Source organism: Methanosarcina sp. DH1, assembly GCF_020804205.1.
GTDB classification, from domain to species: Archaea; Halobacteriota; Methanosarcinia; order Methanosarcinales; family Methanosarcinaceae; genus Methanosarcina; species Methanosarcina vacuolata.
This window is the reverse complement of sequence record NZ_WJBJ01000006.1, coordinates 183,088-209,991: the sequence shown is the minus strand read 5'-3', so window position 1 is coordinate 209,991 and position 26,904 is coordinate 183,088. Positions and strand designations below refer to the sequence as shown.

The window sequence follows — 26,904 nt, the reverse complement described above, 5'->3', positions numbered from 1 at the left end:
TTATATATCTGGTGTTTGTTATCACGCTACGTCCTGCAGCATTCTTTACTGTTAAGCTAACAGTATAGACCCCTGCCTTCGAATACTTATGAACCGGATTCTGAAGGTATGACTTTGATCCATCTCCAAAGTTCCAGTACCATGAAGCAGGTATTCCTGTGCTTTTGTCAGTAAATTTAACGTTTAATGGTGCTTTTCCGGAGGTAGGAGATGCAGAGAATGAAGCAACTGGTTTTGATATCACTTTTATATATCCTGTTTTTGTTACCGTGCCACGTCCTGCAGCATTCTTTACTGTTAAGCTAACCGTATAAACTCCTGCCTTCGAATACTTATGAACCGGATTCTGTAGGTATGACTTTGATCCATCTCCAAAGTTCCAGTACCATGAAGCAGGTATTCCTGTGCTTGTGTCAGTAAATTTAACGTTTAATGGTGCTTTTCCGGAAGTGGGAGATCCAGAGAATGCAGCAACTGGTTTTGTTACAACCTTTATATATTCGGTTTTTGTTACTTCGTTACGTCCTGCAGCATTCTTTACTATTAAGTTAACAGTATAGGTCCCTGCCTTCGAATACTTATGAACCGGATTCTGTAGGTATGACTTTGATCCATCTCCAAAGTTCCAGAACCAGGAAGTTGGGGAGCCAGTGCTGGTGTCAGTAAATTTAACGTTTAATGGTGTTTTCCCAGAAGTTGGAGATGCAGAAAAAGAAGCTACAGGGAGGTCTGAACCGAGAGTAGCCATGTAAATATCAGGACCTTCATTTCTCCAGTCCACCCATACTATTTTGTTACCATAAATATCAGGCTCTTTCGCTGTTTGACTGGTGGATATCTCTTTAAACTCGGAAGTGGAGAGATTGTACATTAAGACATCAGGGTAAAGACCGCCAGTTACAGCAAGAGAATATACAATATTATCACCGTATATTTTAGGGTTGCTCATTGAATCAGTGAAGGTAATAAGTTCATTTAGCTTTTTAGTAGGGAGATCCATCACATAAACACCGTAAACGCAACCATACTCATCATTGGCATCTACCCACACTATACTGTTTCCGTAAATTGTAGGCGAGTAATAACTAGAGAATTCTCTTATTGGTATTTTAGTCTCCTTCTTATTGGAAAGATCGTACACAACGACATATTCAACGTCAAGCCATACAATCTTATCCCCATAGATATCAGGCTTGTACGCTGTTCCACTGGTAGTGATCTGAGTTTCTTTTTTAGTAGATATATCATACATGTAGATATTTGAATTTCCATTACTTTCGTCCTGCCACACTATTCTATTGCCATAAATTGCAGGATTATATGCTTCTCTATTTTTAGAGATACAAGTCTGTATTTTTGTAGAGAGATCTTCCACGTAAATGTCATGACCTCCGTTGCGCTCATCCTCCCATACTACCAGATTTTCATAGATAGCAGGATTTATCTGATCTGTTTTATTGGTAGTGTGAATTTCTTTTTTGGTGGAGAGATCAAATATATATATGTCCCAGTTTCCATTGCGGTTATCCTGCCACACTATMTTGTYACCATAGATATCTGGATTGGATGCCGTTCCATGGTTGGTTATCCGAGTTTCAGTGATTGCAGATGGAGAAGCTGCTGATGCCGTAGATGGAAACAGAATTAAAAATAAAATCAGAAGTGCTGATGCGAAGGCCACTGAATACGATTTTTTGTTAACTTTCAATTACCCTCCTCCTTAATCTTTAATTTATTTGTAACTATTCAGCATATCAAAGAATGTCGGTTGATTGTGATTCCACTAAAACTGAAAAATCCGAAAAATAACTTATAAACAATGAAAAACGTAGTCAATTGCGAACAATCAAAGAAAATTAATTAACAGAAATTTGTCTATTGAATTTTAGTAAAGATGGCTATTGACATTGTTTTATCTGGGCTGGATAGTTACCTTTATTTTTTCATATAAAAAATGTTAATAATTTAAAGATATCTACATTTTTAAACTTTGTTATTTAAATCAAAAATTTAAGAAAATGTATAATTTTAGAAAATTTGTTTTGAGAAGAAGAATAAGTTTACAGTAAATCTGTATATAAATAGCAAAATTTTTCGGTATAAAAAAGATAAAAGAAAAACTTTTGAAACTTTCGAATGAGTTTTAAAAGTTAAGAAATTATATATTGGGACCCAGTCATTGCTTATAGAACCCCAGGAATCTTATAGAACCCCAGGAATCTTATAGAACCCGAGGAGGTTTACAACCGTTTTCGAAATTGCAGTCACTTTGCCACTTTTATATATTTCCATTTTGTTTTTGTACTACTTCCTGCTGCATTTGTTGCTGTAAGTTTAACCGTGTAGGTTCCTGCAGATGAATATGTGTGTGTTGGACTCTTTTCGGTTGAATATTTACCATCTCCGAAATTCCATTTCCATGAGGTTGGCGATCCTTTGCTAATCTCCGTAAATGTTATCTTTAGTGGAGCTTTTCCTGATAGTGGCGAACCCCAGAAATCTGCAGTCGGAGCTTGCGAAGTTCCTGTCACGGTTATATATCTTGTTTTTGTTACCACGCTACGTCCTACAGCATTCTTTACTGTCAGGCTAACAGTATATACTCCTGCCTTCGAATATTTATGAATCGGATTCTGAAGGTATGACTTTGATCCATCTCCAAAAGTCCAGTACCATGAAGCAGGTATTCCTGTGCTTGTATCAGTAAATTTAACATTTAATGGTGTTTTTCCGGATGTGGGAGATCCAGAGAATGCAGCAACTGGTTTTGTTACAACTTTTATATAATCTTCTTTTGTTAACGTATTACTGCCTTTAGCATTTGTTGCTGTAAGTTTAACAGTATAAACTCCTACTTTTGAATACTTATGCGTTGGATTCTGTTTGGTTGAAGTTGTTCCGTCTCCAAAATCCCATTTCCATTTCTTTGGTGTTCCTGTACTTTTGTCATTAAACTGCACTTTCATTGGTGCTTTTCCTGAGGTTGGAGATGCAGAGAAGGCAGCAGTTGGCAGGTTTGAATTGGTGAGAGTACCCATGTAGACATTGGTTTTTTCATTGTTCCAATCCGACCACACTATCTTATCACCATATAAATCAAATCCTGTAATTGATGTATTATTAGCGTGAGTTTCCTCTTGAGTTGAGATATTATACATGTAAATATTATATTTATTGCCTTGGCCATCCAGCCAAACTATCCTGTCCTTGGAGATTTCAGGACTATAATATAATGTTGATCCGCTGTTGGTAATTTGAGTTTCCTTCTTAGTGGAAAGATCATACATGTAGATCTCGGAGTAGTATTCTCCATTATCTCCCTGGCGCCAATCTGCCCACACTATAATGTTATTGTCGATATTAGGACTGAATGCTGAATCGCTGGTGGTAATCTGAGTTTTCTTGTTAGTGGAGAGATCGTACATTGTGAGATTACTCGGACGTGCATCAATATCAGATACCCCCACTATTATGTTACCAGAAAAAGCAGGATTGATTATTGGCACATGGTCGAGATGAGTTTCCTTCTTAGTGGAGATATCATAAATGCAATAACGATATGCGCCACCCCACAGTATCCTGTTACCGGAGATAGCGATCCCGAGGTCATACCCGAATCCATCCTCAGGGATTGTGCTATTGGTTATCCGGGTTTCCTTGTGAGTGGAGAGATCATACATGTATACATCATGTCCTCTCTCGGTATCATTCTGACTATTTCCATTGCGCCCATCCAGCCATATTATCCTATTACCATATATAGAAGGACCCCCTGCTGATCCACTGGTAGTAATTTGGGTTTCCTTGTGAGTGGAGATATTGTACATGTAAATATTGAAGGGTCCGTCATTCTGGTTCCCATTACGCCAGTCCAGCCATACTATCCTGTCACCATATATAGAAGGATACGCTGCTGATCCACTGGTGGTTATCTGAGTTTTATTGATCGTGAGCGAAGCGGTTTGCTCAGTAACCGCCGATGCAGTAGATGAAACGATAATCAAAAATAAAATCAGAACTGCTGATGCTAAGGCTACTGATTGCAATTTTTTGTTAGTTCCCATTTGTCCTACTCCTTAATCTTTAATTTATTTTTCATATAAAAAATGTTAATAACCTAAAGATAAATAATTTAGAGATATATACATTTTTAAACGTTGTCATTTATATAAAAAATTTAAAAAGTGCGTAATTTTAGAAAATTTGTTTTGAGAAAAAGAATAAGTTTACAGTAAATCCATACATAAATAGCAAAATTTTTCGGTATAAAAAAGATAAAAGAAAAACTTTTGAGAATTTCAAATGAGCTTTAAAAGAGTTAAGAAATTACATAGGGAGCGCTACTGAAAATCACAAAATTAATATCTCTAAAAAATGACTAAAAAGACGGGTGAGCTTATTATTAAATATCAAATCAACAACTTACAGACACTTTCAGATAAGAAATAAGGAACACAATGAATAAATGAATAAATGAATAAATGAATAAAAAAAGTGAGCAAAAGAAAAGAGAACAGTTTTCTGTTCATCTTCTTCTGGACATATAAAACAGTTTCCTGTCCACTTTCTTCCAAACAATTATTTGTGGGCAAAGTAAGCCACAACTTCTTCTCCACTTACGGTATCTATCCTGCAGAAACCGAAGCGTTCGAACTGCACAATTTTGTCAAGTTCGGCTGCAATCCCCTGTTCCCCGATACCGTTAAGATCACCTTCGGGGCCGCGCACTTTCACATTTATTCCGTCAAGTGGGGCCCAGTGGATGATTTTTGCCTTTGCTTTTTTAAGGGTTTCAAGAGAAACATTAGAGAGCTTTGCCTGAAGCGGGGAAAGAGAAGTAATCTCTATATTGCAGAAATCCTTTAAGCGGATAATAGAGCCCACTTCCAGCTTTTCGACATCCTCCGTGCAGACAAGTACTTTATTTCCTGCAGCAATTTCCCTGAATCCTCTTTCATGGTCAGTAGGGTGCAGAGGAAGTTTAGCAACTGTCGGCTCAGCATCTGTAATTTCCAGTTCTACAGGATTCCAGACAAAGAAATAACGGTTTGCAATAGGGTCCACGATTTTGCGGTTTTCGGCGTAGAGAGACTCCATGCTTATGCTTACGTCAGTCATTCCGACTCCCATCTCTATCATGAACTTCTTGAGAGCTTCAGCCTGGATTCCACGGCGCCTGATTGCCCTAATTGTTGGAAGCCTCGGGTCGTCCCAGCCGCTATATTCTCCTGCTTCGATAGCTTTTCTGAGAGTACTCGTACTGAACTTCCCAAATTCGTGGATCTTGACCCTGCCCCAGTTAGTTGTTCTCGGGTATTTCCAGCCGAAGTATTTGTAGATATATCCCTGCCGCTTTTCGCTGTCTATAAGGTCTTTGCCCCGGATGATATGGGTCATTCCCAATTCGTGGTCTTCTATAGCCCCTGCGAAATCAAGAAGCGGCCAGACAATGTATTTGTTTCCGATCTCAGAGCGGGGATGAGACATCTTTCTTATCCTGAATGCTCCCCAGTCCCTTAACGCAGGGTCTTTGTGCTTTATATCGGTCTTGATTCTCAGCACTGCCTGCTGGTCTTCGTATTCCCCGGCAAGCATCTTCTCCCAGTGCATAAGGTTTTCTTCGGGGCTGGTATCCCTGTGAGGGCAGGCTTGCTTTGCATCCTTAAACTGCTTGAAATCTCCTCCCTTACAGAAGCAGACATAAGCCTTACCCATCTCGATAAGTTTTCTTGCGTAATCGTAATACATGGGGAAATGGTCAGAAGCATAGACAACCTGGTCAGGCACAACCCCTAGCCATTTGAAGTCATCGAGATACCAGTCATAAGCCTCAAGCATAGGCCGCTTTATATCAGGATCGGTATCATCGAAACGCAGGACAAATTTTCCTCCGTACATTTTCACGTATTCGGAATTAACTACCATGCCTCTTGCACTGCCAAGGGTTGCTGGCCCGTTTGGATTCGGGGCAAAACGCATTACAACTTTGCCATCTTCTGCCCCCTCAAGAGGTTTTAAGCCCTTATCGGGTTCCTTTTTCACACTAAGGGCTTCGATAAGCTCAGGGGCAATTTCAGAAAGCTTTGCCTCCCATGCTTCAGGATTTCCCTTTGCAATCTCGGGAATAATAACGTTAAGAGCCTCAGATACTGCATTTGGGTCGGACCTGAGTTGAGGGCACTCCCCCATTACTTTGCCCATTACAGCTTTAGGTTGGGGGGCTTTCCCGTATTTTACAGCATTTTGATAAGCAAATTTTTCAATTGTTTTAAGGTCTTCAGGACTTAAAGTCATAGGAGTTTCTCCCAAATACTGTTGTTTATATTCTGAATTAGATCCAACAACAAAATATAATCAACCGTATAATTTGTATAATTAATTATTGCATATAATAAACGACGATATCCGACACTTATAAAATATTAATGATGAACGGGTTTCTTAACATAACCCGAAAATTGTGTTAAAGTATTTAGCTTCTTTCTATAAAACCGAAAAATAGTATTTACCTTTCCACTAACGAGTCCTCAAATAAATGATCCCCCACTCCTATTTGACTATATATTTTTACCGTTTGAATTTGAAACGTTCACTTATTTTTTCACTGTAATATATCCAGATATGGTTTTAGTATTGCTTCCCTTGGCGTTTTTAACTGTTAAGCTGACAGTGTATTTTCCGACTTTACTGTATTTATGTACAGGGTTTTTGGCTGTTGAATAAGTTCCGTCTCCAAAGCTCCATTTCCATGAAGTTGGACTATTGCTGCTTTTGTCAGTAAACTGCACCTTCAATGGTGCTTTTCCTGACCTTGGAGAAGCAGAAAAAGCGGCAACCGGAGTTTTCAGCGCGTTTACAACAATATAGTTCTTTATTGTTTTCGTACTGCTTCCTGCAGCATTCTTTACTGTTAAGCTTACACTATATTTTCCKGCTTTAGTGTACGTGTATGCAGGATTCTTSGATGTTGAAGTTTTTCCATCTCCAAAACTCCATTTCCAWGAAGTTGGACTATTGGCACTTTTRTCAGTGAATTTTACTTTCAGTGGTGCATATCCTGAAGTTGGGGAKGCAGARAATGCAGCAACAGGTTTTACAGGAGCTGTTTTTACRGTTATATARTYCTTTATTGTTTTTGTGTTTGTTCCAGCTGCRTTCTTTACTGTTAARCTGACAGTGTATTTTCCGGCTTTAGYGTACGTGTRTGCAGGATTCCTGGATGTTGAAGTTTTTCCATCTCCAAAGTTCCATTTCCATGAGGTTGGAGAACCTGTGCTCTTATCAGAAAACTGAACCTTAAGGGGTAAATTTCCAGAAATTGGAGATGCAGAAAATGCAGCAACAGGAAGGTTTGAACTGAGAGTAGCCATGTAGATATCCCAGTTTCCATTACGATTATCTTGCCAGACTATTTTGTTATCGTATATAGCAGGATTACCTTTTTCTGAGGACTTATTGGTAGTAATATGGATTTCCTTTGAAGTGGAGAGGTCGTACATGTAAATGTCGGAGTTAAAGTCAATGCGAGGGATCGAATAGCTGTCCACCCATACTATCTTATTGCCATAAATTGCAGGATTGTTTGATTGATCCACCTCGCCAATATATTTTCCCTCAGAAGTAGAGATATCATACCTTTTTGCTACGTAGTTTCCGAGAGGAGTTTCAACGTCGCATACTATCTTATCCCCGTAAATTTTAGGGTCCCAATTAGCATCACCCGAATTAGCAGGATCATCGTCCCAATACCAAGGATGGGGAGTGACCTGGGTTTCAGTGGAAGTAGAGTCATTATACATGTAGATAGTCCCATTTTCTCCCCATACTATCCTGTCTTTGTAAATATCAGGATCTACTTGAGTTGAGTTATTAGTTGTTATCTGGTATTCCTTCGAGGTGGAAAGGTCATACATATAGATATCCCAGTTTCCAATAGGCTGTGAATATTCCAGGCTTCCTCCATTGCGACCATCCATCCACACTATTCTATTACCGTAAATTTTGGGGCCATAGGCTTTGCCGCTTTTGGTGATCCGAGTTTGTTTTTTAGTGGGGAGATCTTGCAAGTAAATATCATGGCCTCCATTACGCTCATCTTCCCACACTACCTTGTTCCCATAGATATCAGGTGATATCTGATTCGATTTATCAGTAGTGTGAATTTCTTTTTTCGTGGAAATATCATACATGTAGATATCATAATTTCCGTTGCGGTCATCCTGCCACACTATAGTATTACCATAGACGTCAGGGTTCAATGAATTTGATGGGTTTGTGGTGATCCTAGTTTCAGTGACCGTAGGAGAAGCTGCAGATGCCGCAGATGTTACAAGAATTAAAAATAATATCAGGCTTACTGAAGCTAAGGTTACTGAATATAATTTTTTGTTAATCCTCATTACTCTTCCTCCTGTCGTTTTCATTTGAAAAAAAACTAATAATAACACGTTATATTAGCTTTTAAATATTTTTCATTTTAATTTCTAAATTTTATAAATCTCTGTGCAAGAGGTTCATCAGTAGGCAAAAGTAAAATCCAAATTAGTCTACGCAGAAATAGGATTTTTTAGGCACAAATGTAAAAGAGAAACCTGAAAAATTTAAAAACTGAAAAAATTATAACTTAGATCAAGGCAGTCAATCCCTAAAAAATAGGAAAGATGGTTAAAATTGAGCACGAGTGTATTATAAAAGAGAGACAATTCTTTATTTACACAATGAATACGGATCTTATTTTGGGATGGAAGCTTCGATTTCCTGGATGCGGGATATTTTCTCGTTGATTTTCTTAAACTCGGACTCAAATTCCTCCAGGAATTTTGGAACCGCATCTCCAGGTACGGCACCCTGAGCCGAGGGCTTGATAAGGTTAGCCTGTTCAAGGACTCTGAGCGAGTAGCGCACTTTATGGTTCTGCATTCCTGTGACTTCTGAAAGTTTCAGAATCCCAATAGGAGCTTCTTCAATCACTTTCTTAAGCACCAGAAGATGGCGCTCGGTAAGGTCAAGTTCATTTCCGATAGGCTCAAGCAGCATCAGACAACCTCGTTTCTAAGTATTCCGATTCCCTGGATCTCAACTTCCACAATGTCTCCACGCTGAAGTTCTCCAACGCCAGGAGGAGTTCCTGTGGCAATGATATCTCCGACTTCCAGGGTCATGATCTCGGTGATAAATTCAATAAGATAAGGAATGTCAAAAAGAAGGTTTGAAGTGCTGGAAGCCTGCCTGGTTTCCCCATTTACCCTGCAGGCAATTTTTGTATCCATAATATCGAGTTCATCGGGAAGAGCAAGATAAGGCCCAAAAGCTGCAAAAGTATCAAAACTCTTTGCCCTTGTCCATTGCCCATCCTTTTGCTGGAGGTCCCGGGCGGTCACATCATTAAAGCAGGTATAACCTGCAATTACATCTATGGCCTTTGAGGCTGAGATGTTCTTACAGCGTTTGCCTATAACGATTGCGAGTTCTGCTTCATATTCTACTCTGGAGCTCGATGACGGATAAATTATCTTGTCCTCATGCCCTATAATGGCTGAAGGAGGCTTTAAAAAGAGTACAGGTTTTTCCGGGATTTTCATGTTCAGCTCTTCAGCATGATCACGGTAGTTCAAGCCGACACACACGATTTTCGAGGGAGACGCAGGCGGAAGGACACGAAGCTCTGAAATGTCAAAAATCCCAGGGGGAGTCCCTCCTTTTGGATATACGCGTCCATTTTCAATATCTCCGTAAAAAATTTCATCTCCTGATCTGAACCTTCCTATCATGTCTCGGTCTTCTCCTGCTTTTTGGGATGTTTTTGCCCGCTTTCCTTCATTTTTTTTAAAAGGATATATTCAAACTTAAATTTTAACTCTTCGCCCACTGGCATCCCGCGTATATTTTCCCAGTTCGGAATCCATGAGCTGCACACCTGAAAACACAGGCCCGTCCCTGCAAACCCTGAGTCCTGATTTGTCTATACAGCATGCCCCGCAGACTCCTATGCCACATTTGAAATAGCGGTGAAGGCTGAATTCGGACTTATCAAGAACCTCTCTGTCCTCCAGGAGCCTGAAAACCGAAGCCATCATTATTTCCGGCCCGCAGACTGCAATTTTGTCATAAACTGAAAGGTTGAGGCTGTTGAGCACATCGGTCACAAAGCCCTTTGTCCCTTTTGAGCCGTCATCCGTAGAAATGTAGACTTCCCCTGCTTCTGCAAAGCGTTTCTCAAAAAGAAGGTCACCTGCACTCCGCGCTCCAAGCACTGTATGAACTTCCGAGCCTTCACTCCGCGCTGCTTCGGCATAAGGAACAAGGGGAGCAGCTCCAACCCCGCCTGCAATAACCAGAGTTTTTTCTCCCTCCGAAGGCAGGGAAAAGCCTTTTCCATAAGGACCTCTGAGCCCGAAAGAATCTCCTTCTTTCAGCTCAAAAAGCTTTGAAGTTGCCTCTCCCACTTTCTGGACAGTTATGGAATTCTTACTCGATAGGCCCATAGGAACCTCGTCCACGCCCCTGACCCAGACCATTACAAACTGGCCGGGATTCATGGTCTCAATCTGGAAATCAAAGAAGAAAGTCCTGATTGAAGGAGACTCTTCATCTATCTGTAATATTGTAGCATTAAGAGGAAGCATCAGACCATCTCATGAGCAAGCCCTATTAATTTTCTCACGTCCGAATAGCCTTTCCTTTGCAGGAAAGCTTCAATACCTGTACTGATTTCTGAGAAGATGTCAAGCCTGTCATATACAGCCGATCCTACCTGGACAGCCGCAGCCCCTGCCATCATCATTTCTACCGCATCCTGCCAGGAGGATACACCTCCTACCCCTATTACAGGGATCTCCAGGGCAGTATACAGGTCATAAACGCATTTGATAGCTACGGGTTTGACTGCTTTTCCTGAAAGCCCACCTGAACGGTTCCCCAGGACAGGATATCCGGACTCTATATCTATAGCCATCCCTTTTAAGGTATTAATTGCAACAACTGCATCTGCTCCCCCTGCTTCTGCTGCATTTCCTATGCACGTAATATCAGAAACATTAGGGGTAAGCTTAACCCACACAGGCACATTTACTATGTCTTTTACTGCGGCTGTAATTGCTTCCACAAGGCAGGGGTTAGAGCCAACTGCTGCTCCGTATCCTTCTGCATGGGGACAGCTCACATTTAGCTCGAAAGCATCGGGTTTCGCAGGGAGCAGGCCCTCGGCAACTTCCTTAAATTCGGCCGGGTTTCCGCCGAAGATGCTTGCGATTACTGGGACTCCTGCATCCTTTTTTGCAATTTCGAGTTCCTGGAAAAAGCTGGGATAGGAGGGATTCGGAAGTCCCATAGCATTCAAAAATCCGCAGTCAAGTTTGACCATGCTCGGGTTGGAATGCCCGGTTTTAGGCATAGGGCCTATGGATTTAGTCACAACGGCTCCAGCCCCTCCTTCATGTGCAACCCTGCACAGTGATGCTCCGGTTGTGCCAAGTATCCCGGCTGCAAGAATGGTTGGGTTCTTCAGTTTAAGTCCGGTAAGAGTATACATAGCTGTTTCCTTTCTGCCCTGTTAGAATATCATCTGCATTTTCATTTGCATTTCATCTGCATTTTCATTTGCATTTCATTTGCATTTTCATTTGCATTTTCATTTGCTTTATCCGTCGTGTTATCATTTAGTTATTATTCGTGTAAATCATCCGAGTCGCACGAATCCCTCGAAAGCTGCAGGAGAGCCTCTTCAGCAAGTTTCTTTCCGCCCATATGTACAAGACTGCTTCCGAGTTCTCTGGCTTTTTCAATGCCTCCTGCCATAGGGATAAATTCATTTATACCGACAGTTTCCTCACCGTTAAGGGAAAGGACCTCAGCCCGTACATGGATTTCTTTTCGGTCAGGCGTAATTTCGGCATAAGAACCTATAGGCGTGGTACAGCCTCCCCCAAGTTCGGAAATCAGGATGCGCTCAATTTCAGTGGCAATCCTGCTGTCAGTATGGTCAAGCCTGGAAACCGCATCTTCAGCCTCAGTGCCTGCTCTTGTGACAACTGCAATCGTACCCTGATTGGGAGATGGGCAGAAGAAATCAGGAGAAAGAATTTCTCCTTCAAGCTCCCAGCCCATGCGTTCAAGCCCTGCTTTAGCGAGCAGGATGCCGTCATATTTTCCTTCTTTCAGCTTCCTGAGCCTTGTATCAATATTGCCCCTTAAATCCTGTGTAACAAGGTCAGGCCTGTAGCGTTTGATCTGGGCGGCCCTCCTCAGGGAACTGGTACCTATAATAGACTGTTCGGGCAGCTCGTCCAGGGAGGTCCCGTCATAAGTCAGCAGTAGATCAAATGGGGTATCCCGCTTCAGAACGGCTACTGTTGGAAGTGTTGCTGGGCGAATCGTTGGCATATCCTTCATGGAATGGACAGCGATATCTATTTCTCCTTCAAGCATAACTTCGTCCAGTTCCCTGACAAAAGCTCCAACTCCGCTTGATACGGCGTGTAGAGGCCGGTCAGTAAACCGGTCTCCGCTGGTTTTTATAATTTTCAAGCTGGTTTCAACGCCCTGTTCTTTCAAAAGGCGTGCAACAGTCTCGGCCTGAGCAAGTGCAAGCTGGCTGCCCCGCGTACCTATAATCATATAGAATCCTCGTTTTCAAAGATGTAAATCCGTTCAAAATAAATCCGCTTAAAGATTTTCGGTGTATTCTTTAAGGGTTTTTTCGATGTCCTCTTCGCTATGGGCTGCAGATACGAAGTTGGTTTCAAACTGCGAGGGAGGGAGGAAAATTCCGCTTGCAAGCATCCTGTGGAAGAAAGCAAGGTAACCCTCCTTATCACACTTCAGAGCTTCCTGATAGTTGTGAGGTTCGGCTCCAAAGAAAATCTTGAACATTGAAGCAATTCCGCATACGCTGTAATCAAGCCCTTCGTCCTCAACAATTTCTGTAAGTACGGCCCGTATGTAATCGCCTTTCGAATTAACTTTTTCGTGGATCTTTTCCTGCTCCATATAGTCAAGCACTGCAATTCCCGCAGCCATGGAACACGGACTTCCGCTGAAAGTCCCTGCCTGGTAGACCGGACCGGATGGTGAGATCATTTCCATGATTTCGCTCTTTCCTCCAAAAACACCTATAGGCAGCCCTCCACCCACGATCTTTCCAAGAGTGGTCATATCAGGCACGATCCCGAAGTATTCCTGTGCCCCTCCCATTGCGAGCCTGAATCCAGTGATAACCTCATCGAATATGAGAAGCACGTCGTTTTCCAGGGTAAGCTTCCTGAGTTCTTCCAGGTATCCGGGCAGGGGAGTTATCGGGCCTATGTTTCCGAGCACGGGCTCTATGATAACTGCGGCCAGCTCATCTCGGTTTTTCTCTACAAGCTCTGTCATTGCTTCGATATCATTATAGGGAGCTTGCAGGGTATATTTTGTGAAATCTGCAGGTATTCCCAGGGAATCGGGCTCTCCGAGAGTTGTAGCTCCTGAACCTGCTTTTACAAGCACCGCATCATGAGCCCCATGAAATCCGCCTTCAATTTTGATGAATTTGTTTCTGCCCGTAAAGCCGCGGGCGAGTCGAAGAGCACTCATTGTAGCTTCCGTGCCTGTGGATACGAAGCGGAGCATATCGATACTGGGATAATATCCTGCAACTTTCTCGGCAAGGTTTACTTCAAGCTCGGTAGGGGTCCCGTAGAGCCAGCCTTTGTCGAGCTGGGCTTTAATAGCTTCTTTTATCACAGGGTGATTGTGCCCAAGGAGAGCAGGGCCGTAAGCCAGACAGTAATCAATGTATTCGTTCCCGTCAAGATCTCTTATCTTTGAGCCATTGGCTGACGCCGTATAGAATGGATATGGCTTTATTGCGCGTACAGGACTACTTACTCCACCAGGAATAAGGGTCTTTGCTTTCTCATACATCTGCCTGGACTTCTCAAGTGTTACCTCAGATATCATGGAAATCTCACCGGATTGGACTGAAAATCTATAACAGTTATTCGTAAATTTAAGTTAAGTTCTGGATTTTAAGTTAAGTTCTGGATTTTAAGTTAAGCTCTTGATTGAACTTAACTTGCACATAGAATTGAAGTTATACTGAACCGAATTATGTTGAACTAAATTATGTTGAACTAAATTATGTTGAACTAAATTTATAAATATTATACTGATTTTATATATTAATCTGCACTTTAAAGTTAAGGCTTTTTACACCTTACTGTATTACTTTTCTATCTTATAACAGAGACTCTCTCTATTAAGCAGTTATTAATGAACTTGATGGGTGTGTAAACGGAATCAGCAATAGTTTTGAAGGCAGGAAAGGCGGGAAAGGGAGAAAAACGAAATAAATCTGAAAAGAAAAAAGCACCTGAAAAAGAGGTGCTTACTTCAACATGCGGGCAGCATCTTTTGCAAAGTAGGTAATGATAATATCTGCTCCTGCCCTTTTGATGGAAATGAGGGATTCGTAAATTGCTTTCTTTTCGTCAAGCCAGCCATTAGCTGCGGCGGCTTTGATCATGGAATATTCTCCGCTTACGTTGTATGCAGCAGTTGGCATCCCATAGTCTGTCTTGACCCTGTAGACAATATCAAGGTAAGGAAGAGCTGGCTTTACAATTATTATATCTGCGCCTTCGGCTACATCAAGAGTCACTTCCCTGATAGCCTCATTGCCGTTTGCAGGGTCCATTTGATAGGTAGAACGGTCTCCGAAGGAATATCCTGACTCAGCGGCTTCTCTGAAAGGCCCATAGAAACACGAATGATATTTTGCGGCATAGGACATTATCGGAATATTCTCAAATCCGTTCATGTCAAGCGCGTGTCTGATAGCTTCTACCATCCCATCCATCATACACGACGGAGCCACCATATCAGCACCTGCCTTTGCATGGCTCACTGCAATCTTTCCGATGACCTCAAGGGTGGGATCATTCAGGACTTCTTTTGTTTCGAAATCAACGATTCCGCAGTGCCCGTGGCTTGTGTATTCACACATGCAGACGTCCGTGATCACAACAAGTTCGTCTCCAAGCTCGGCCTTAATTCTCCTGACAGCCTCTTGGACGACATCGATTTCCCCATATGCAGAACTGCCTTCCGCATCCTTAAATGCAGGCACTCCAAAAATAATCACTGCCGGAATCCCGAGTTCTGCAATCTCTTTTGCCTCATTCACAACCTCAGAGAGAGGAATATTATATATTCCGGGCATGGAAGGGATTTCAATAGCAGAATCAATAGTTTCATTCACAAAAATGGGCTGGACCAGGTCGTCTACGGATAAAGTAGTTTCACGCACAAGGTTCCTGATCTTTCCTCTTCTCAATCGTCTTAACCTGACATCTGGAAACATTTGATCACTCCTCAGCAAATTATCTGTGAATTATCTATGAATTATCTATGAATTATCTGCAAATTATTTGTGAATTATCTGTGAATTATCTGCAAATTATCTGCAAATTATCTATGAATTATCTGCGAATTATCTTATCTACGAATTTTGTGTAGTTTTGGATTCTTTTTTATTAGTTACTTTTTTCAGAAACCCGATCTCTCGCACTCTCGCAATCGGGTTTCATATTTTCAACCTTTATCCCGCAATCGGGTTTCATTTTTTCCGCTTTTACCTTGACCTTGTCTTTTTCGAGGCAGAAGACCCTTGAAACTACGTCAAGGAACTCGTCGTTTCCGAGCTCTGCGGCCTGGCGGAGAACTTTGGTGGGCTCGGCAAGAATTTTGTTTGCGATGGAATGGGTAAGGTCATCAAGCACTTCAGTTTCGATTTTTCCTATAGTATGGTAAGCGCAGAGCCTGTTAACTGCTTTTTCTCTTTCCCGCATTCTTACATCATATACTTGCTTATAAAGTTCAGATATAATCTTATCGGCTCTCTGGCGTTTATATTGGAGGTTTAAAAGCTTGATCTCTTCCTGAATTATATCTTCGGCTTTTTTAGCTTCCTCTTTCCTCATTTTGAGCGTTCTCTCACTGATCACCCTGAGATTGTCAATATTGCACAGTTCCACGTTGTCGAGTTCAGCAGCCGATTCCTCGATATCCCTGGGATTTGCTATATCAATTAAGAGGAGTTTACGGTTTTTATCCCGGTCTTTTATGGCTTTTTCAACTATTTCACGGGTTAAAATGTAATGAGGAGCACCTGTACCACTAATTACAACATCAGCACTTTTAAGTTGAGACTGGACATCATTGAGCTTGACTGCGTATCCTCCCAGTTCATAGGCAAGTTCTTCTGCTTTCTTAAAGGTACGGTTAGCGATGTAGATTGCCTCGATATCCTTTTCAGCAAGGGCTTTTGCTACAAGAACTCCTATTTCCCCTGCCCCTATCACAAGCACGGATTTTCCTGTGAGCCCGTCCAGAATTTCCTCTGCAAGGTCCACAGCCGCAGAACCTATGGATACCGAACCTTTATTGATCCGGGTTTCATTACGGATACGTTTTCCTACCTGAATAGCTTTATCAAAGGCAGTGTCAAGGATTTTTCCGGTAGTTCCCGCTTTTTTGGAATAAGCGTAGAGTTCCTTTATTTGCCCTAAAATCTGGTCTTCCCCAACAATCATAGATTCAAGCCCGCCGGCAAGCCTGAGCAGGTGTTCAAGAGATTCGTCATGCCCATAGAAATCAATAATATGGGTGGAAGCTCCCATTTCCTTTGCAAAAGAGAAAAGTATACTGCTGCTGGGGGAAACAACATAAATTTCAACACGGTTGCAGGTTTTCAAGACAACGCACTCATGAACATATTCATGATTATACAAATTATGGAGCAGACCGTCCAGATCTCCGTGCCAGGCGGACTCCATTTCCTCAATTTTTGCTTTCTTATGGGATATAACCATACTTGAGATTTCTGTCACAGAGAGCCTCCGGATAGAATGAATCAGGAATAGAGTAATAATATAAGGAGCTGTAAATTAAACTTTGTCATAACTCCTAAGCCTTTTTTCACAAACGAATTTTATTTACAGATTATTTTTATTTAAAGCTTCCATTTGCAGAATATTTTGATTCAGGTCGTCTTGAGATTCATAGAACATTAAAATTTTGAGATTACTGAGACTTTAAGATTACTGAGACTTTAAGATTACTGAGACTTTACTATTACTGAGATTTTGAGATTACTGAGACTTTTAGATTACTAAGATTTTGAGATTACTAAGATTTTGAGATTACTAAGATTTTGAGATTACTGAGACTTTAAGATTACTGAGACTTTAAGATTACTGAGACTTTAAGATTACTGAGATTTTGAGAATACTGAGACTTTAAGATTACTGAGACTTTAAGATTACTGAGACTTTAAGATTACTGAGACTTTAAGATTACTGAGACTTTACTATTACTGAGATTTTGAGAATACTGAGACTTTAATATTACTGAGATTTTGAGAATACTGAGACTTTAATATTACTGAGATTTTGAGAATACTTAATTAAGGGTGTACTTTGAAGGTTCTTAACGTTTATAGTTTCCTTCCAGCATTTTCGATTCCTTTCAGGATTATCTGTCGGAATTTTCAAGGTAACTTGAAATTATCGCGTACGCCCTTTCAGCTGCTTTTTCATAAGACTCGGAAAATCCATCCCAGACAACCTCGCTTTCCAGGACTTTCCAGAGAATTGCTTTTCTCTGCCTCTGTTCTGCCACATGCTTCTTGAGGTAACTCCTGAGCTCATCCTGAAGCCGGATCATATCGGAATATTCGGGAGTAACCAGGCCTTCGATTTGCCTGCGAGTATATTTTGAGACCGCAGGACTGTGCCCGAGAGTGGAAATCCCAATTACGAGGTCTCCTCTTTTAATCACTGACGGGATTACGACACTACCTAAAGTGTCTACCTGATTAATCAAAATATCGCTCTCCCGTGCGATAGCAGTGATTTTCTGGTTAAGTTCAAAATTGCTTGTTGCAGGAATGACAAGAAAAGCTCCTGAAATTAGTTCCCTGAGCTCAGAATCCGAAGCCGTAAGTAAGTCGAGCCGAACAAGCCGTACCTGGCCTGAAGCTCCGAGTTCCTGCAGGTCCTGGGAGAATTCAAGGCTGGCAACAATGGTATCTGCACAGCCGGAAAAGAGTTTGGCTTTGCGTTCCCCAACCGAGCCTCCCCCAAAGATAACAATTTTCCTGCCAGAAAGGTCAAGCATAAGCGGTAGAAAATTATTTGTTTCAGCCATAGCCAGGAACCTCGCAATAAAACTCTTAATATTGGGACTATTAATATCGGGACTATTAATATAGGAACTTTACAGTCTGACTCCGGTTTTTTTGAATTCTCTTTCACTGAAAAAGAGGGTATAATCCTTAATTCCGGTAGCTTCCGAGATCCTGACAGCTACTTTTTCACAGTCTTCTGGAGTGTAAGAGTGAACCATAGTAAACAGATTGTACGGCCAGTCAGGATAGCGGGGGCGTTCATAGCAGTGAGTCACTTCGGGAAATTCAGCCATGATATTCCCTACCGTTTCTATCTGCTCATCAGGAACATTCCAGACACACATTGCATTGGCTGTTATGCCTATAGCTCTGTGCCCGATTGAAGCCGCAAAGCGACGGATTTTCCCGGCTTTCTGGAGGTTTTTAAGCCTGTCAACAACCTCCTGTTCACTGATTCCAAGTTCAGAAGCAAATCCTTTGAAAGGAGAATGTGTGATTGGAATTCCGTCCTGCACAATTTTTAGCAGTTTTACATCCGTTTTATCCATTTATTTCACCTGATATCAAATTTTACCTGAATCTTAAACAGGTGCTTTGTAGGAAGATCAAGAAGAGGACAGCCTGTATTCTCTCGGATTTCGCTGAGAATCCTTTCAAGCCTGTTTTTATTTGGAGCAGAAAGTGTAAACCAGAGATTATATTGTGAAGCACTTCTGAGATAATTATGGGAAACCTCGGAATACTCGTTAATAAAAATAGCAACTTCCTCTATGCGGGACTCAGGCACTTTTAGAGCTACAAGAGTACTTACGCCTCCCATATTTCTCATGCTGAGGACAGGACCTACCCTTCTTACAGCCCCTTTCCTGTTAAGTTCTCGCAGCCTTTCAATTACCTCGGTTTCGGAAAGCCCGAGAATCTCACCTAACTTTGCAAAAGGTTCAACTTCGAGGGGGACTTCCTGCTGGATAAGGTTGAGGATTTTCTTGTCGGTCTCATCTAGTTCTATTACCGGAACTTCCCTGTCATTAGGGTCCATATCACAGGAAAACTCGGCAGCCTCTTTCTTGAGCTGATCTTTTAAATTATCAATGTCAATCATCCCGATCACGATCACTTTTTTCCGGGCCTGTATATGCAGTAAGGCTCTTCTTCGAGATAGTCGCCTGTAGCAGCATAGGCTCTTGCCCTGCAGCCTGCACAGACTTTTTTGTATTCACATATCCCGCACTTTCCTTTAAGCTCTTCGGGGTTTCTCAGTTTCCTGAAGACCTCAGAGTTCTCCCAGATATCCCTGAAAGGTTGTTCCCTTATGTTTCCGGCAAGAACTGGAAGGTAGCCGCAGGGATAGACCTGCCCGACACTTGATACAAAACAGAAGCCTGTACCTCCGAGGCAGCCCTTTGTCATTGCTTCATATCCGTGGGTTTTAACCGAAATTTCAATGCCTTCTTTTTTTGCCTGCTGGCGCATTATCCTGAAATAGTGGGGAGCGCAGGTTGCTTTCAACTGGATTTTCGATTCTTTTTGCATCTCATAAAACCAGTGTAGAATGCGCTCGTAATCTGCAGGGGATACCTCATCGGATTCTTCTCCCCTGCCTGTGGGTACAAGGAAAAAGACATGATATGCAACTGCACCAAGCTCTTTTGCAAGCTCAAAAGTCTTATGTATTTCTTCAAGGTTGCGTTTTGAAACCGTAGTATTGATCTGGAAAGGAAAATCGGCTTTCCTGAGGACTTGAATGCCTGCAAGCGTTCTTTCAAAAGCCCCGGGCATGCCCCTGAAATTGTCATGCGTTTCTGCAGTTGCTCCGTCAATACTAATGCTGAGCCTCTGCACTCCTGCAGCTCTTAATTTCTCAACAATTTCAGGCGTAAGAAGAGTCCCGTTTGTTGCAAGTACGACTCGGAGCCCGGCATCAGTGCCGTAACGTGCAATTTCAAAAACGTCGGGCCTGGTTAGAGGCTCGCCTCCGCTCAGAATGAGAATGGGTTTTCCAAGTCCTACAACTTCATCTATGAAGTGTTTAGCCTCTTCAGTTGTAAGTTCCCCCGCCGGAACCGAGGAAGTGGAAGATCCCCTGCAGTGTACGCAGTTCAGGTTGCACCCTGCAGTCAGTTCCCATGCGATAAGTCTTGGTGCATTTGTCATGGCGATCATAAATTAGCTGTTTTCATTAATAGCATTCAAAGTTTAATGAGATTTACAAATTAACGATAATTAGAAAGTTAAAATCCTGGTTTGAAGACCGAATGAAGTCCAGATTATTTTACCGGGAATTTCTCCGATTACCTGAATTTTCTCCGGTTAAGATTTGAAAGATCTGGATTTAAGACTTGAAAAGTCATATTAGTAAAGTAATATTAATATTCTGCCATCTCAAATAAAAAATTGCAAAAAGAAATATATAAACTGTCAGGGATTTTTGTTATATCCAGGTTACTTGACAATTTATAATCAAATAAAATATTTAAAAATTAAAATAGTAAACTGAATTAAGTAATGACTGAATGAATGGATGAATTAATGAATAACTGACTTACTGACTGACTGAATGAATGAAAATCCACATTATGTTGAGCTTATTGAAAAATAGGAAATTGTCCTCTTCAAAATTGTCCTCTTAAACCATAACTTCCCTTATCATTATCGGAGTCTCGTTAGCCCAATAAATATCCATAGTAGCTGTACTCCAGCGGTTCAGATATATTGAAATTTTTTCCTCTGCAATCCCGTTATCTAATATAATCTTAAAAATATATTCTTTCGATTTAAAAGAGTTCCTGAGGTTAAAAGGCTTTGTAATTGAGACTGATTCATCCGGACGGAGCTTATATGATTCTTTAAATACGGATTCATTATGAGAATTGAGTATTTCTACCGATACTTCATGGGTTCCTTCATCGTGGTTTTTTAACTCAAAAAAATTATCCACTGCCGGACCACCGAGAAGAAGTATTAGCAAATAATAACTCAGTATTGCAGCTAAGGGTATGATTAATAGAAATAGAAGCAATTTTCTATAATTCCGCATTTACAATCCTCTCCTTGTGAAAGAATAAGAGAAGATCTAAGCTCTTATTATTTGAATTATGGCTCTTCGCTGTTTTGTATGGGTTGAAAATAATTGTTTAGTTAGAAAGCATTAAGGTCAAATCTGAAAAAATAGAGCTTGAATGTGATTTTCAACAATAACTGTTTTCATATCTGATATATGCTACTTTAACATTTAGAAGCTAAATGAAAGTTACCCACTCGAAATAGTGAAGAGTCCGAAAACTCTTACTTTTTGTTCCCGTGAACTGGACATTTATCTCTGGTCTCTGGGGAGCAGGACACATATTCTCCGGTTTGGACGAAATACCTGAAATGTTCTATACAGATCTTTGGCTCGTCTTTTTGCGCCGTAAATTCTATAAATTTTTTAAATGTTTGTGCAGTTTTTGGATTCAGGATATGTTCAATCTTACAGGCATCTTCTTCTGCTATTTTTTCATTAACTCCCAGATGCATGAGAAATTCTTTGAGCATGCCATATGTCTCTTTAGTCTTATGCGCGATTTCGGTTCCTTTATCGGTAAGGGTTACCCCTCCGTATTTCTCATAATTTATATATCCTTTCTTATCAAGTTTTTTGAACATACCTGTTACAGTCGATGGGCCGAGTTTCATTTCTTTAGCTACATCTTTAACTTTGGCATATCCTTTCTCTTCAACAATTGAAGCGATAATCTTCAGGTAATCTTCATCTCTTTCCGTTGTCATAAAACTCAAACCCTTTTTTGCATACCGAATATTATTCGATTTTTATATTTAATTATGCAGAAAAGACATATAAGGATACTGTATGAAATGGATGACATCTATATAAACAATAGTTTTAAGTATCTTCCACAAATTCAAGGAAGAATTTTCTCACCAGAAAACTATGAAACAATTTTGTCATACCGTTGTAATGTTGAATATGCTTGTTGAGTATGTTTTTGAGACTTAGTTAAATTCTTAAGGTTCAGTAAATATATGAAATTTAAGGCTTTTCATTATTTTATATGGGTTAATATAAATTACCGAGTTCAAAAGTAGTCAAGTCAAAACGAGAAACATCAAGTCAGAACTTGATTTTCAACAACAAGCATTCCGATTTTTTAAATATATTATGGCTCTTCGTTGTTTTGTGTGGCTATCCTGTAATGTCCTCATAAAAACCAATGCGGTTTTGAATTGAAAATTATCTTATCCATAGGAAATGAAGAGCCTATCTTACTTTAACCTTTAAGAGATGAATGAGCGGTTACTCACTTGAAACAGCAAAGAGGCAAATTTTTACCCATGCGATTTGAAGAGGGCACATTTTTAATGCTAATTAAAAATTAAAAGTCGAACAAAAGGAGAATTGAAACTTGAATAAAAAGAATGCTCTAATAGAACTTTTCCTGTACATGATCTCATATCAAAAAAGATTTCCAAAGCATTATCAGGCAACAGCCAGATAAGTATTCTTAAAAAGATTGAATCCTGTTCTTAAAAAGATTAAATCCTGTTCTTAAAAAGATTAAATCCTGTTTTCGTAAAAATGTCTTTATCTTCAGATATTGCTTTTTATTCCGTTTTACTCCTCTCCAATTTCTTTCCTGAATTCGATATAATCTCTCTCGACTTCTTCCAGTTCATATTCCATATTATATCCCCATCTTTGAGTAAATTTAGAGACGTTTATATCTAAAAGGTAATTTAGGAGATCCAGCAGTGTAGAAGTTCTAATGGAGGAAGATACAGGTTGGATTTTTTTTCCGGGAATGTTCAAGTATAGGAGGCATCACTGTCCTGTTCTTCCTTTCCATTGATTCTGAAGAGTTCAAAAGCTTATGTTTGAAACCTGTGTCCCTAAAGTTCTAAACTACAGATTAAATTTTTTAGTTTTTGGTCCTGTATGGTGATTCACTTATTGGTCTGTTTGCCAGCATTTGTGCAGAAAGAACTTTAGCTATTGAACTCTGCAGTTTTCATTTATCGGTTTCTCAATATTCTTTTTGTCTGTTTATTACACTCTCCCTTTTTGAGTTAATATATAAGCTGCACGTCGAAACAGAGCTTTTTCGAAATATCCTCATGCCTGCATTTTGCAAGGCTCGGAACAGAAAGAATGGAACGGAATCGTTGTTCGCAGCATTTCAACGTGCCCCATTTTTTTCCATTATTTGGTAAACCTTCAAGCGTTCATTTAAGCTGTTGAATACTCTATTCCGATATTTCAGACTTTATAGACAACTTACCAAAATTTCAAAATATTTCAGTGTCACAAATTTACTGTAAATTAGATATCAAATTTTTGAGTACTGGGTGTGGTCTGTTCTTCATATATGAAATTTGATTATGTTTTTGATTTCACAGGAAAATTGGCACACTGTTCAAAATATTTATTTTACAGCTTATATTTTAACCACGTTCCAAGGTCTATACTTACTAGCTTCATATTTATGCAATAGTTCGCAGATAGCTTTTTTAATAGGCATACAAAAAGTTAAGTTAATCTCTCTATGTTTCAATAAATTTTATTTTCACCTCCGTATTCCCAGGAGATAGATATTGTTCAGCTTGAACTTGCCAGGTTCTTTGATGCTCTTTAATGATGTTTTTTGGTTATAATCAATACAATACCCAAAAATATCCACACAAAGAAGCCACCTATGAGAACTTTATATTAGCAATATGGATTTTTGGCCTGTTTCCCAGCGCGTTCAATGCTCTCCTGATTTTTTGGTATTCTCACTATGTTGACATAATATGGTTTGTCTTACCAATTTTTACTACATATGTGAAATAAACTGGATAGTATATATAATTTTCGTATATCCGAAAATCATACAGAATTGTGAATTATTATTGATAAGGTATATTTTATATTGAATATCGCACTTTATTTGCATTAACGAAATACCTTGTTGTATCCGGAAATTATTTCGCAGATTCAAAACCATTTGGAAATTCAATACACGATACAACAGCAGACGGTGCAAAAAGTTAAACGTTAAGTAAGTTTCAATTTCATTTTGGTATTATGAAATTATCATGTAAAATAAAACAAGTTAGAAGTTGGAGTAAAATAGTGAGTCAACTGTATACGAGATATAATTGAAATACAAAATAAAAAAGATGAAATACTTTTGGGATAAAACAACCTTTTCTCTTTTAATATATAACTAAATTCCATGCGTATTCGGTTAAGTGAGGAATCGTGATAAATTGCGTCAATTTCCTCAATATTTTCACAAATATTTTGACAAATTCTGAGCTGGAATCGGGCATCGATTTCATGTAAATAGGACAAAATTTAAGGCCGGCTTCTAATGCAAAATCGATAGCTTTCAGGCGAGAAAATCCCTTAACCGATGGCTAATGAACTAAACTCATAACCAATGGAGAAAATGATGTCAGTAATTTTACAACACTGTATCAACCCTTTACATTTTTATTAACCAATAAATTCGAAAGCCTGTTATTGCTAACAAGCTTCCTCCAAAAAGGAATTTGGGAAGCTTTCCCAAACGAAAATCTTCAAAATGTAACAAAAAATCCTGCTGCAGTATCAATAAATATCCCATTTGTTTAAGCTTCTCCACCGCCATAGGATTTTAAGAGTCAGACTCTGTTTCATTGCCATCAGCAAATACATTTTCATACAGTCCTACCTGAGGTAAGTTATCGGATACACAGTTGATGGTCATAGTGCTGGTACAGTTTTTCACGGTAGAATTGTAAGCATAACCAGCGATACTTCCGACTTCGTTTCCACCACCGATGATACTACCTGAAGTGGCACAACAGGATATCGCATAAGATGCAGGTATAGGTCTTGCATCAGCATACAAATCATGATAAAAGCTGCCACCTATCAACCCACCTACGCGTTCAGTGCTATCCGACACTTTCATAGTAACATTCGCCGAGCATTCGGCTATCTGTGTAGGGGCATCCTCATCATAGGTTCCTGCATAACCCAAAAGTCCACCGATCATGGTATCGTTTTCACCCGAAGCAGTGATAGAAACATTATCAGCATGGCAGTTTATAACGGCAACTCCCTCAAACACGCCGCCTATCAGGCCGCCCAGTGCAAAATATTCATCACCTTCCCCGGTTACCGTGCCTGTTGCAGTGCAATTGATTACTGAGCAAGCATTCAGAGCGCCACCTAAAACACCCGCCGAATTTCCAGAATCACCCAAAACCACGATATCAGCTGCAGCATTGCAGTCTTTCAGTTCTGCAGAGTCGTTACCCATATCGCTGCCACCCAAAATACCACCTATGTAGATATTACCCCGTGCCGTATTATTGCCGGTAAGAGTTATGTTTTCCAGGATGCAGTTCCCATATTGAAAGCCAACGACATCGCCGACACAAAAGTTTCCAGTCACATTAGTGCATTTCAACTTAAGGTTGGATATAGAGCAGGGATTATCCTGTTTTCCGACAATGCATCCGAACAAACCTACTGACATGCCCTCAGGTTGATTAATGGCCACATTGCAGATTGTATGCCCATTACCATCAAAGGTTCCCGTAAAAGCCACTTCTGGATCCGGCGTCTCTTCATCCTCCGGGTCGTCGGACAAAGGCTGGAAAGTACCTATGGGCTCCCAATTATCGTAATCGGAGAGGTCGATGTCCGCCGTCAAAACAAAATCTTTATCCAGGCAGTATCGCACTTGATCAAGTTGTTCCGCAGTAGCTATTTGATAAGGAGATTCCTTTGTTCCGTTTCCGCCTGCAAAAACTCCCATGGCATCATAGGCACGGACAACGATCAAATTAGAAATATCATCATGAGGCAGTAAAGAACGCTGTCCTTCTGCCGGGTATAAGTAAGTTAATCCGTCTAAAACTTCAGGAATCTTGGTGCCTGTGAACGTGCCTTCAGAAAGCATCACCGGCATAACAATAATGGAAGCTTCGGGATTTTCCGCTTGTTGTGCTTCTACTACTGCCCTAACATTAGGTTCACCTAAAGCCACAAAGCCATAATCAACATTCAGGAATTTGTAATTCTCTTTGAGCTGTTGCCCTAAAGAAGCCAGGTTCTTTTTCCAAACGGCCAGGTCTGCCGCTTCAGAGGTCCCATGAGCTGCCAATACTACAATTTCCTGATCTTCCTGCTGGCTAACCGTTGCAATACGGTCACCTAGAATTTCCGCTACCAATTGATGGTCATCCAGGGCCGGCGTCATTTCAATCGTGGCATTGTGTGAAATTACTTCCAGCCCTGATTCAGCTGCTTCCTCTTCTGTAATGGAACTAGTATCGTGACGATTTAATTATGACACATAATGTTTTGCCATTTTCTCATCAGCATTCTTCTTCGTAAACTTCCAGTTTATTTTCTTTTTATTTATATTCCTTCTGTGCATCCATGCATCTACTTCTTTACTAAGCGTTTTTATGTCAGGTATTCGCCTGTTTGTACATTGTGTATTCATCACATTAATCTCTATTTCTGCAGCATTTAGCCAACTCGCATGCTTTGGTGTGTAATGGAACTCTATTTTTTCCAGTATCTTTTTTGCTTCTTCTTCGCTAAATGTCTCATAGAATGATTTTTCTTTGTGGATATTTAGGTTATCTGTAACCAGTCTGATGACTTCAGCTTTTGAATATTCCTTGATAACAAGATCTTTCATGAATTGCGCAAAGTCAGCCATTTTTCTGCTTTCGGTGACTCGAGTAACCCTTTTTCC

At 40.3% G+C, this 26,904-nt stretch carries 21 protein-coding genes; all 21 read right to left on the bottom strand.

Going from position 1 to position 26,904, the window contains the following annotated elements; translation table 11 throughout:
• Positions 1-1,708: PKD domain-containing protein (locus FXW07_RS04515; protein ID WP_229394332.1), on the bottom strand; the 1,708-nt coding region annotated here is incomplete at its 3' end.
• Between the two features lie 556 nt (positions 1,709-2,264).
• Positions 2,265-4,064 carry a PKD domain-containing protein gene (locus FXW07_RS04510; protein ID WP_229394313.1) on the bottom strand — a complete coding sequence of 600 codons (1,800 nt, stop codon included), beginning with the start codon at positions 4,062-4,064 and terminating at the stop codon, positions 2,265-2,267.
• Positions 4,065-4,578: 514 nt separating this feature from the next.
• Positions 4,579-6,294 (bottom strand): glutamate--tRNA ligase, encoded by a 1,716-nt coding sequence (locus FXW07_RS04505; protein ID WP_229394311.1) that lies wholly within the window; start codon positions 6,292-6,294, stop codon positions 4,579-4,581.
• Positions 6,295-6,593: 299 nt separating this feature from the next.
• Positions 6,594-8,399, bottom strand: a complete 1,806-nt coding sequence (locus FXW07_RS04500) for a PKD domain-containing protein (RefSeq protein WP_229394309.1) — start codon at positions 8,397-8,399, stop codon at positions 6,594-6,596.
• A 331-nt stretch (positions 8,400-8,730) separates the two neighbouring features.
• Positions 8,731-9,036 carry a hypothetical protein gene (locus FXW07_RS04495; RefSeq protein WP_229394307.1) on the bottom strand — a complete coding sequence of 102 codons (306 nt, stop codon included), beginning with the start codon at positions 9,034-9,036 and terminating at the stop codon, positions 8,731-8,733.
• Entirely contained in the window at positions 9,036-9,770 is a 735-nt protein-coding gene (locus FXW07_RS04490) for a fumarylacetoacetate hydrolase family protein (protein WP_229394305.1), read from the bottom strand. Before FXW07_RS04490 ends, FXW07_RS04495 begins: the two co-directional genes overlap by 1 nt.
• A gap of 75 nt (positions 9,771-9,845) precedes the next feature.
• Positions 9,846-10,625, bottom strand: a complete 780-nt coding sequence (locus tag FXW07_RS04485; protein ID WP_229394304.1) for a dihydroorotate dehydrogenase electron transfer subunit — start codon at positions 10,623-10,625, stop codon at positions 9,846-9,848.
• On the bottom strand, positions 10,625-11,530 hold the full coding sequence (locus FXW07_RS04480) for a dihydroorotate dehydrogenase (protein ID WP_229394303.1): 906 nt from the start codon (positions 11,528-11,530) through the stop codon (positions 10,625-10,627). Before FXW07_RS04480 ends, FXW07_RS04485 begins: the two co-directional genes overlap by 1 nt.
• Before the next feature lie 134 nt (positions 11,531-11,664).
• Positions 11,665-12,615, bottom strand: a complete 951-nt coding sequence (hemC, locus tag FXW07_RS04475) for a hydroxymethylbilane synthase (protein WP_229394295.1) — start codon at positions 12,613-12,615, stop codon at positions 11,665-11,667.
• 48 nt (positions 12,616-12,663) lie between these two features.
• Positions 12,664-13,938 carry a glutamate-1-semialdehyde 2,1-aminomutase gene (hemL, locus tag FXW07_RS04470; RefSeq protein WP_229394293.1) on the bottom strand — a complete coding sequence of 425 codons (1,275 nt, stop codon included), beginning with the start codon at positions 13,936-13,938 and terminating at the stop codon, positions 12,664-12,666.
• A gap of 427 nt (positions 13,939-14,365) precedes the next feature.
• Positions 14,366-15,340, bottom strand: coding sequence for a porphobilinogen synthase (gene hemB / locus FXW07_RS04465; protein ID WP_229394283.1), 975 nt, complete (start codon positions 15,338-15,340; stop codon positions 14,366-14,368).
• A 172-nt stretch (positions 15,341-15,512) separates the two neighbouring features.
• On the bottom strand, positions 15,513-16,868 hold the full coding sequence (gene hemA / locus FXW07_RS04460) for a glutamyl-tRNA reductase (RefSeq protein ID WP_229394281.1): 1,356 nt from the start codon (positions 16,866-16,868) through the stop codon (positions 15,513-15,515).
• 643 nt (positions 16,869-17,511) lie between these two features.
• Positions 17,512-18,186: a bifunctional precorrin-2 dehydrogenase/sirohydrochlorin ferrochelatase gene (locus tag FXW07_RS04455; RefSeq protein ID WP_229394279.1), complete on the bottom strand. Its 675-nt coding sequence runs from the start codon at positions 18,184-18,186 to the stop codon at positions 17,512-17,514.
• Positions 18,187-18,255: 69 nt separating this feature from the next.
• Entirely contained in the window at positions 18,256-18,714 is a 459-nt protein-coding gene (gene ahbB / locus FXW07_RS04450) for a siroheme decarboxylase subunit beta (RefSeq protein ID WP_229394277.1), read from the bottom strand.
• Positions 18,715-18,719: 5 nt separating this feature from the next.
• On the bottom strand, positions 18,720-19,268 hold the full coding sequence (gene ahbA, locus FXW07_RS04445) for a siroheme decarboxylase subunit alpha (RefSeq protein WP_229394342.1): 549 nt from the start codon (positions 19,266-19,268) through the stop codon (positions 18,720-18,722).
• Between the two features lie 11 nt (positions 19,269-19,279).
• Positions 19,280-20,329, bottom strand: coding sequence for a heme b synthase (gene ahbD / locus FXW07_RS04440; RefSeq protein ID WP_229394275.1), 1,050 nt, complete (start codon positions 20,327-20,329; stop codon positions 19,280-19,282).
• A gap of 463 nt (positions 20,330-20,792) precedes the next feature.
• Positions 20,793-21,203: a hypothetical protein gene (locus tag FXW07_RS04435; protein WP_229394246.1), complete on the bottom strand. Its 411-nt coding sequence runs from the start codon at positions 21,201-21,203 to the stop codon at positions 20,793-20,795.
• Between the two features lie 248 nt (positions 21,204-21,451).
• Positions 21,452-21,934, bottom strand: a complete 483-nt coding sequence (locus tag FXW07_RS04430; RefSeq protein WP_229394244.1) for a metal-dependent transcriptional regulator — start codon at positions 21,932-21,934, stop codon at positions 21,452-21,454.
• Positions 21,935-22,778: 844 nt separating this feature from the next.
• Entirely contained in the window at positions 22,779-22,973 is a 195-nt protein-coding gene (locus FXW07_RS04425) for a hypothetical protein (protein WP_229394242.1), read from the bottom strand.
• 1,828 nt (positions 22,974-24,801) lie between these two features.
• Positions 24,802-26,397, bottom strand: coding sequence for a CbiX/SirB N-terminal domain-containing protein (locus tag FXW07_RS04420; RefSeq protein ID WP_229394239.1), 1,596 nt, complete (start codon positions 26,395-26,397; stop codon positions 24,802-24,804).
• Positions 26,398-26,484: 87 nt separating this feature from the next.
• On the bottom strand, positions 26,485-26,904 hold a 420-nt coding region (locus FXW07_RS04415), incomplete at its 5' end, for a transposase (RefSeq protein WP_229394237.1).

Excerpts from the sequence above, each read along its gene's own strand:
- hemB (WP_229394283.1), bottom strand. The coding sequence starts at position 15,340 with ATGTTTCCAGATGTCAGGTTAAGACGATTGAGAAGAGGAAAGATCAGG.
- ahbD (WP_229394275.1), bottom strand. The coding sequence starts at position 20,329 with ATGATCGCCATGACAAATGCACCAAGACTTATCGCATGGGAACTGACT.
- FXW07_RS04510 (WP_229394313.1), bottom strand. The coding sequence starts at position 4,064 with ATGGGAACTAACAAAAAATTGCAATCAGTAGCCTTAGCATCAGCAGTT.
- FXW07_RS04490 (WP_229394305.1), bottom strand. The coding sequence starts at position 9,770 with ATGATAGGAAGGTTCAGATCAGGAGATGAAATTTTTTACGGAGATATT.
- FXW07_RS04420 (WP_229394239.1), bottom strand. The coding sequence starts at position 26,397 with ATGACGCCGGCCCTGGATGACCATCAATTGGTAGCGGAAATTCTAGGT.
- hemC (WP_229394295.1), bottom strand. The coding sequence starts at position 12,615 with ATGATTATAGGTACGCGGGGCAGCCAGCTTGCACTTGCTCAGGCCGAG.
- FXW07_RS04495 (WP_229394307.1), bottom strand. The coding sequence starts at position 9,036 with ATGCTGCTTGAGCCTATCGGAAATGAACTTGACCTTACCGAGCGCCAT.
- FXW07_RS04485 (WP_229394304.1), bottom strand. The coding sequence starts at position 10,625 with ATGCTTCCTCTTAATGCTACAATATTACAGATAGATGAAGAGTCTCCT.
- FXW07_RS04480 (WP_229394303.1), bottom strand. The coding sequence starts at position 11,530 with ATGTATACTCTTACCGGACTTAAACTGAAGAACCCAACCATTCTTGCA.
- FXW07_RS04430 (WP_229394244.1), bottom strand. The coding sequence starts at position 21,934 with ATGACAACGGAAAGAGATGAAGATTACCTGAAGATTATCGCTTCAATT.
- FXW07_RS04505 (WP_229394311.1), bottom strand. The coding sequence starts at position 6,294 with ATGACTTTAAGTCCTGAAGACCTTAAAACAATTGAAAAATTTGCTTAT.
- FXW07_RS04435 (WP_229394246.1), bottom strand. The coding sequence starts at position 21,203 with ATGCGGAATTATAGAAAATTGCTTCTATTTCTATTAATCATACCCTTA.
- ahbA (WP_229394342.1), bottom strand. The coding sequence starts at position 19,268 with ATGATTGACATTGATAATTTAAAAGATCAGCTCAAGAAAGAGGCTGCC.
- ahbB (WP_229394277.1), bottom strand. The coding sequence starts at position 18,714 with ATGGATAAAACGGATGTAAAACTGCTAAAAATTGTGCAGGACGGAATT.
- hemL (WP_229394293.1), bottom strand. The coding sequence starts at position 13,938 with ATGATATCTGAGGTAACACTTGAGAAGTCCAGGCAGATGTATGAGAAA.
- FXW07_RS04455 (WP_229394279.1), bottom strand. The coding sequence starts at position 18,186 with ATGGCTGAAACAAATAATTTTCTACCGCTTATGCTTGACCTTTCTGGC.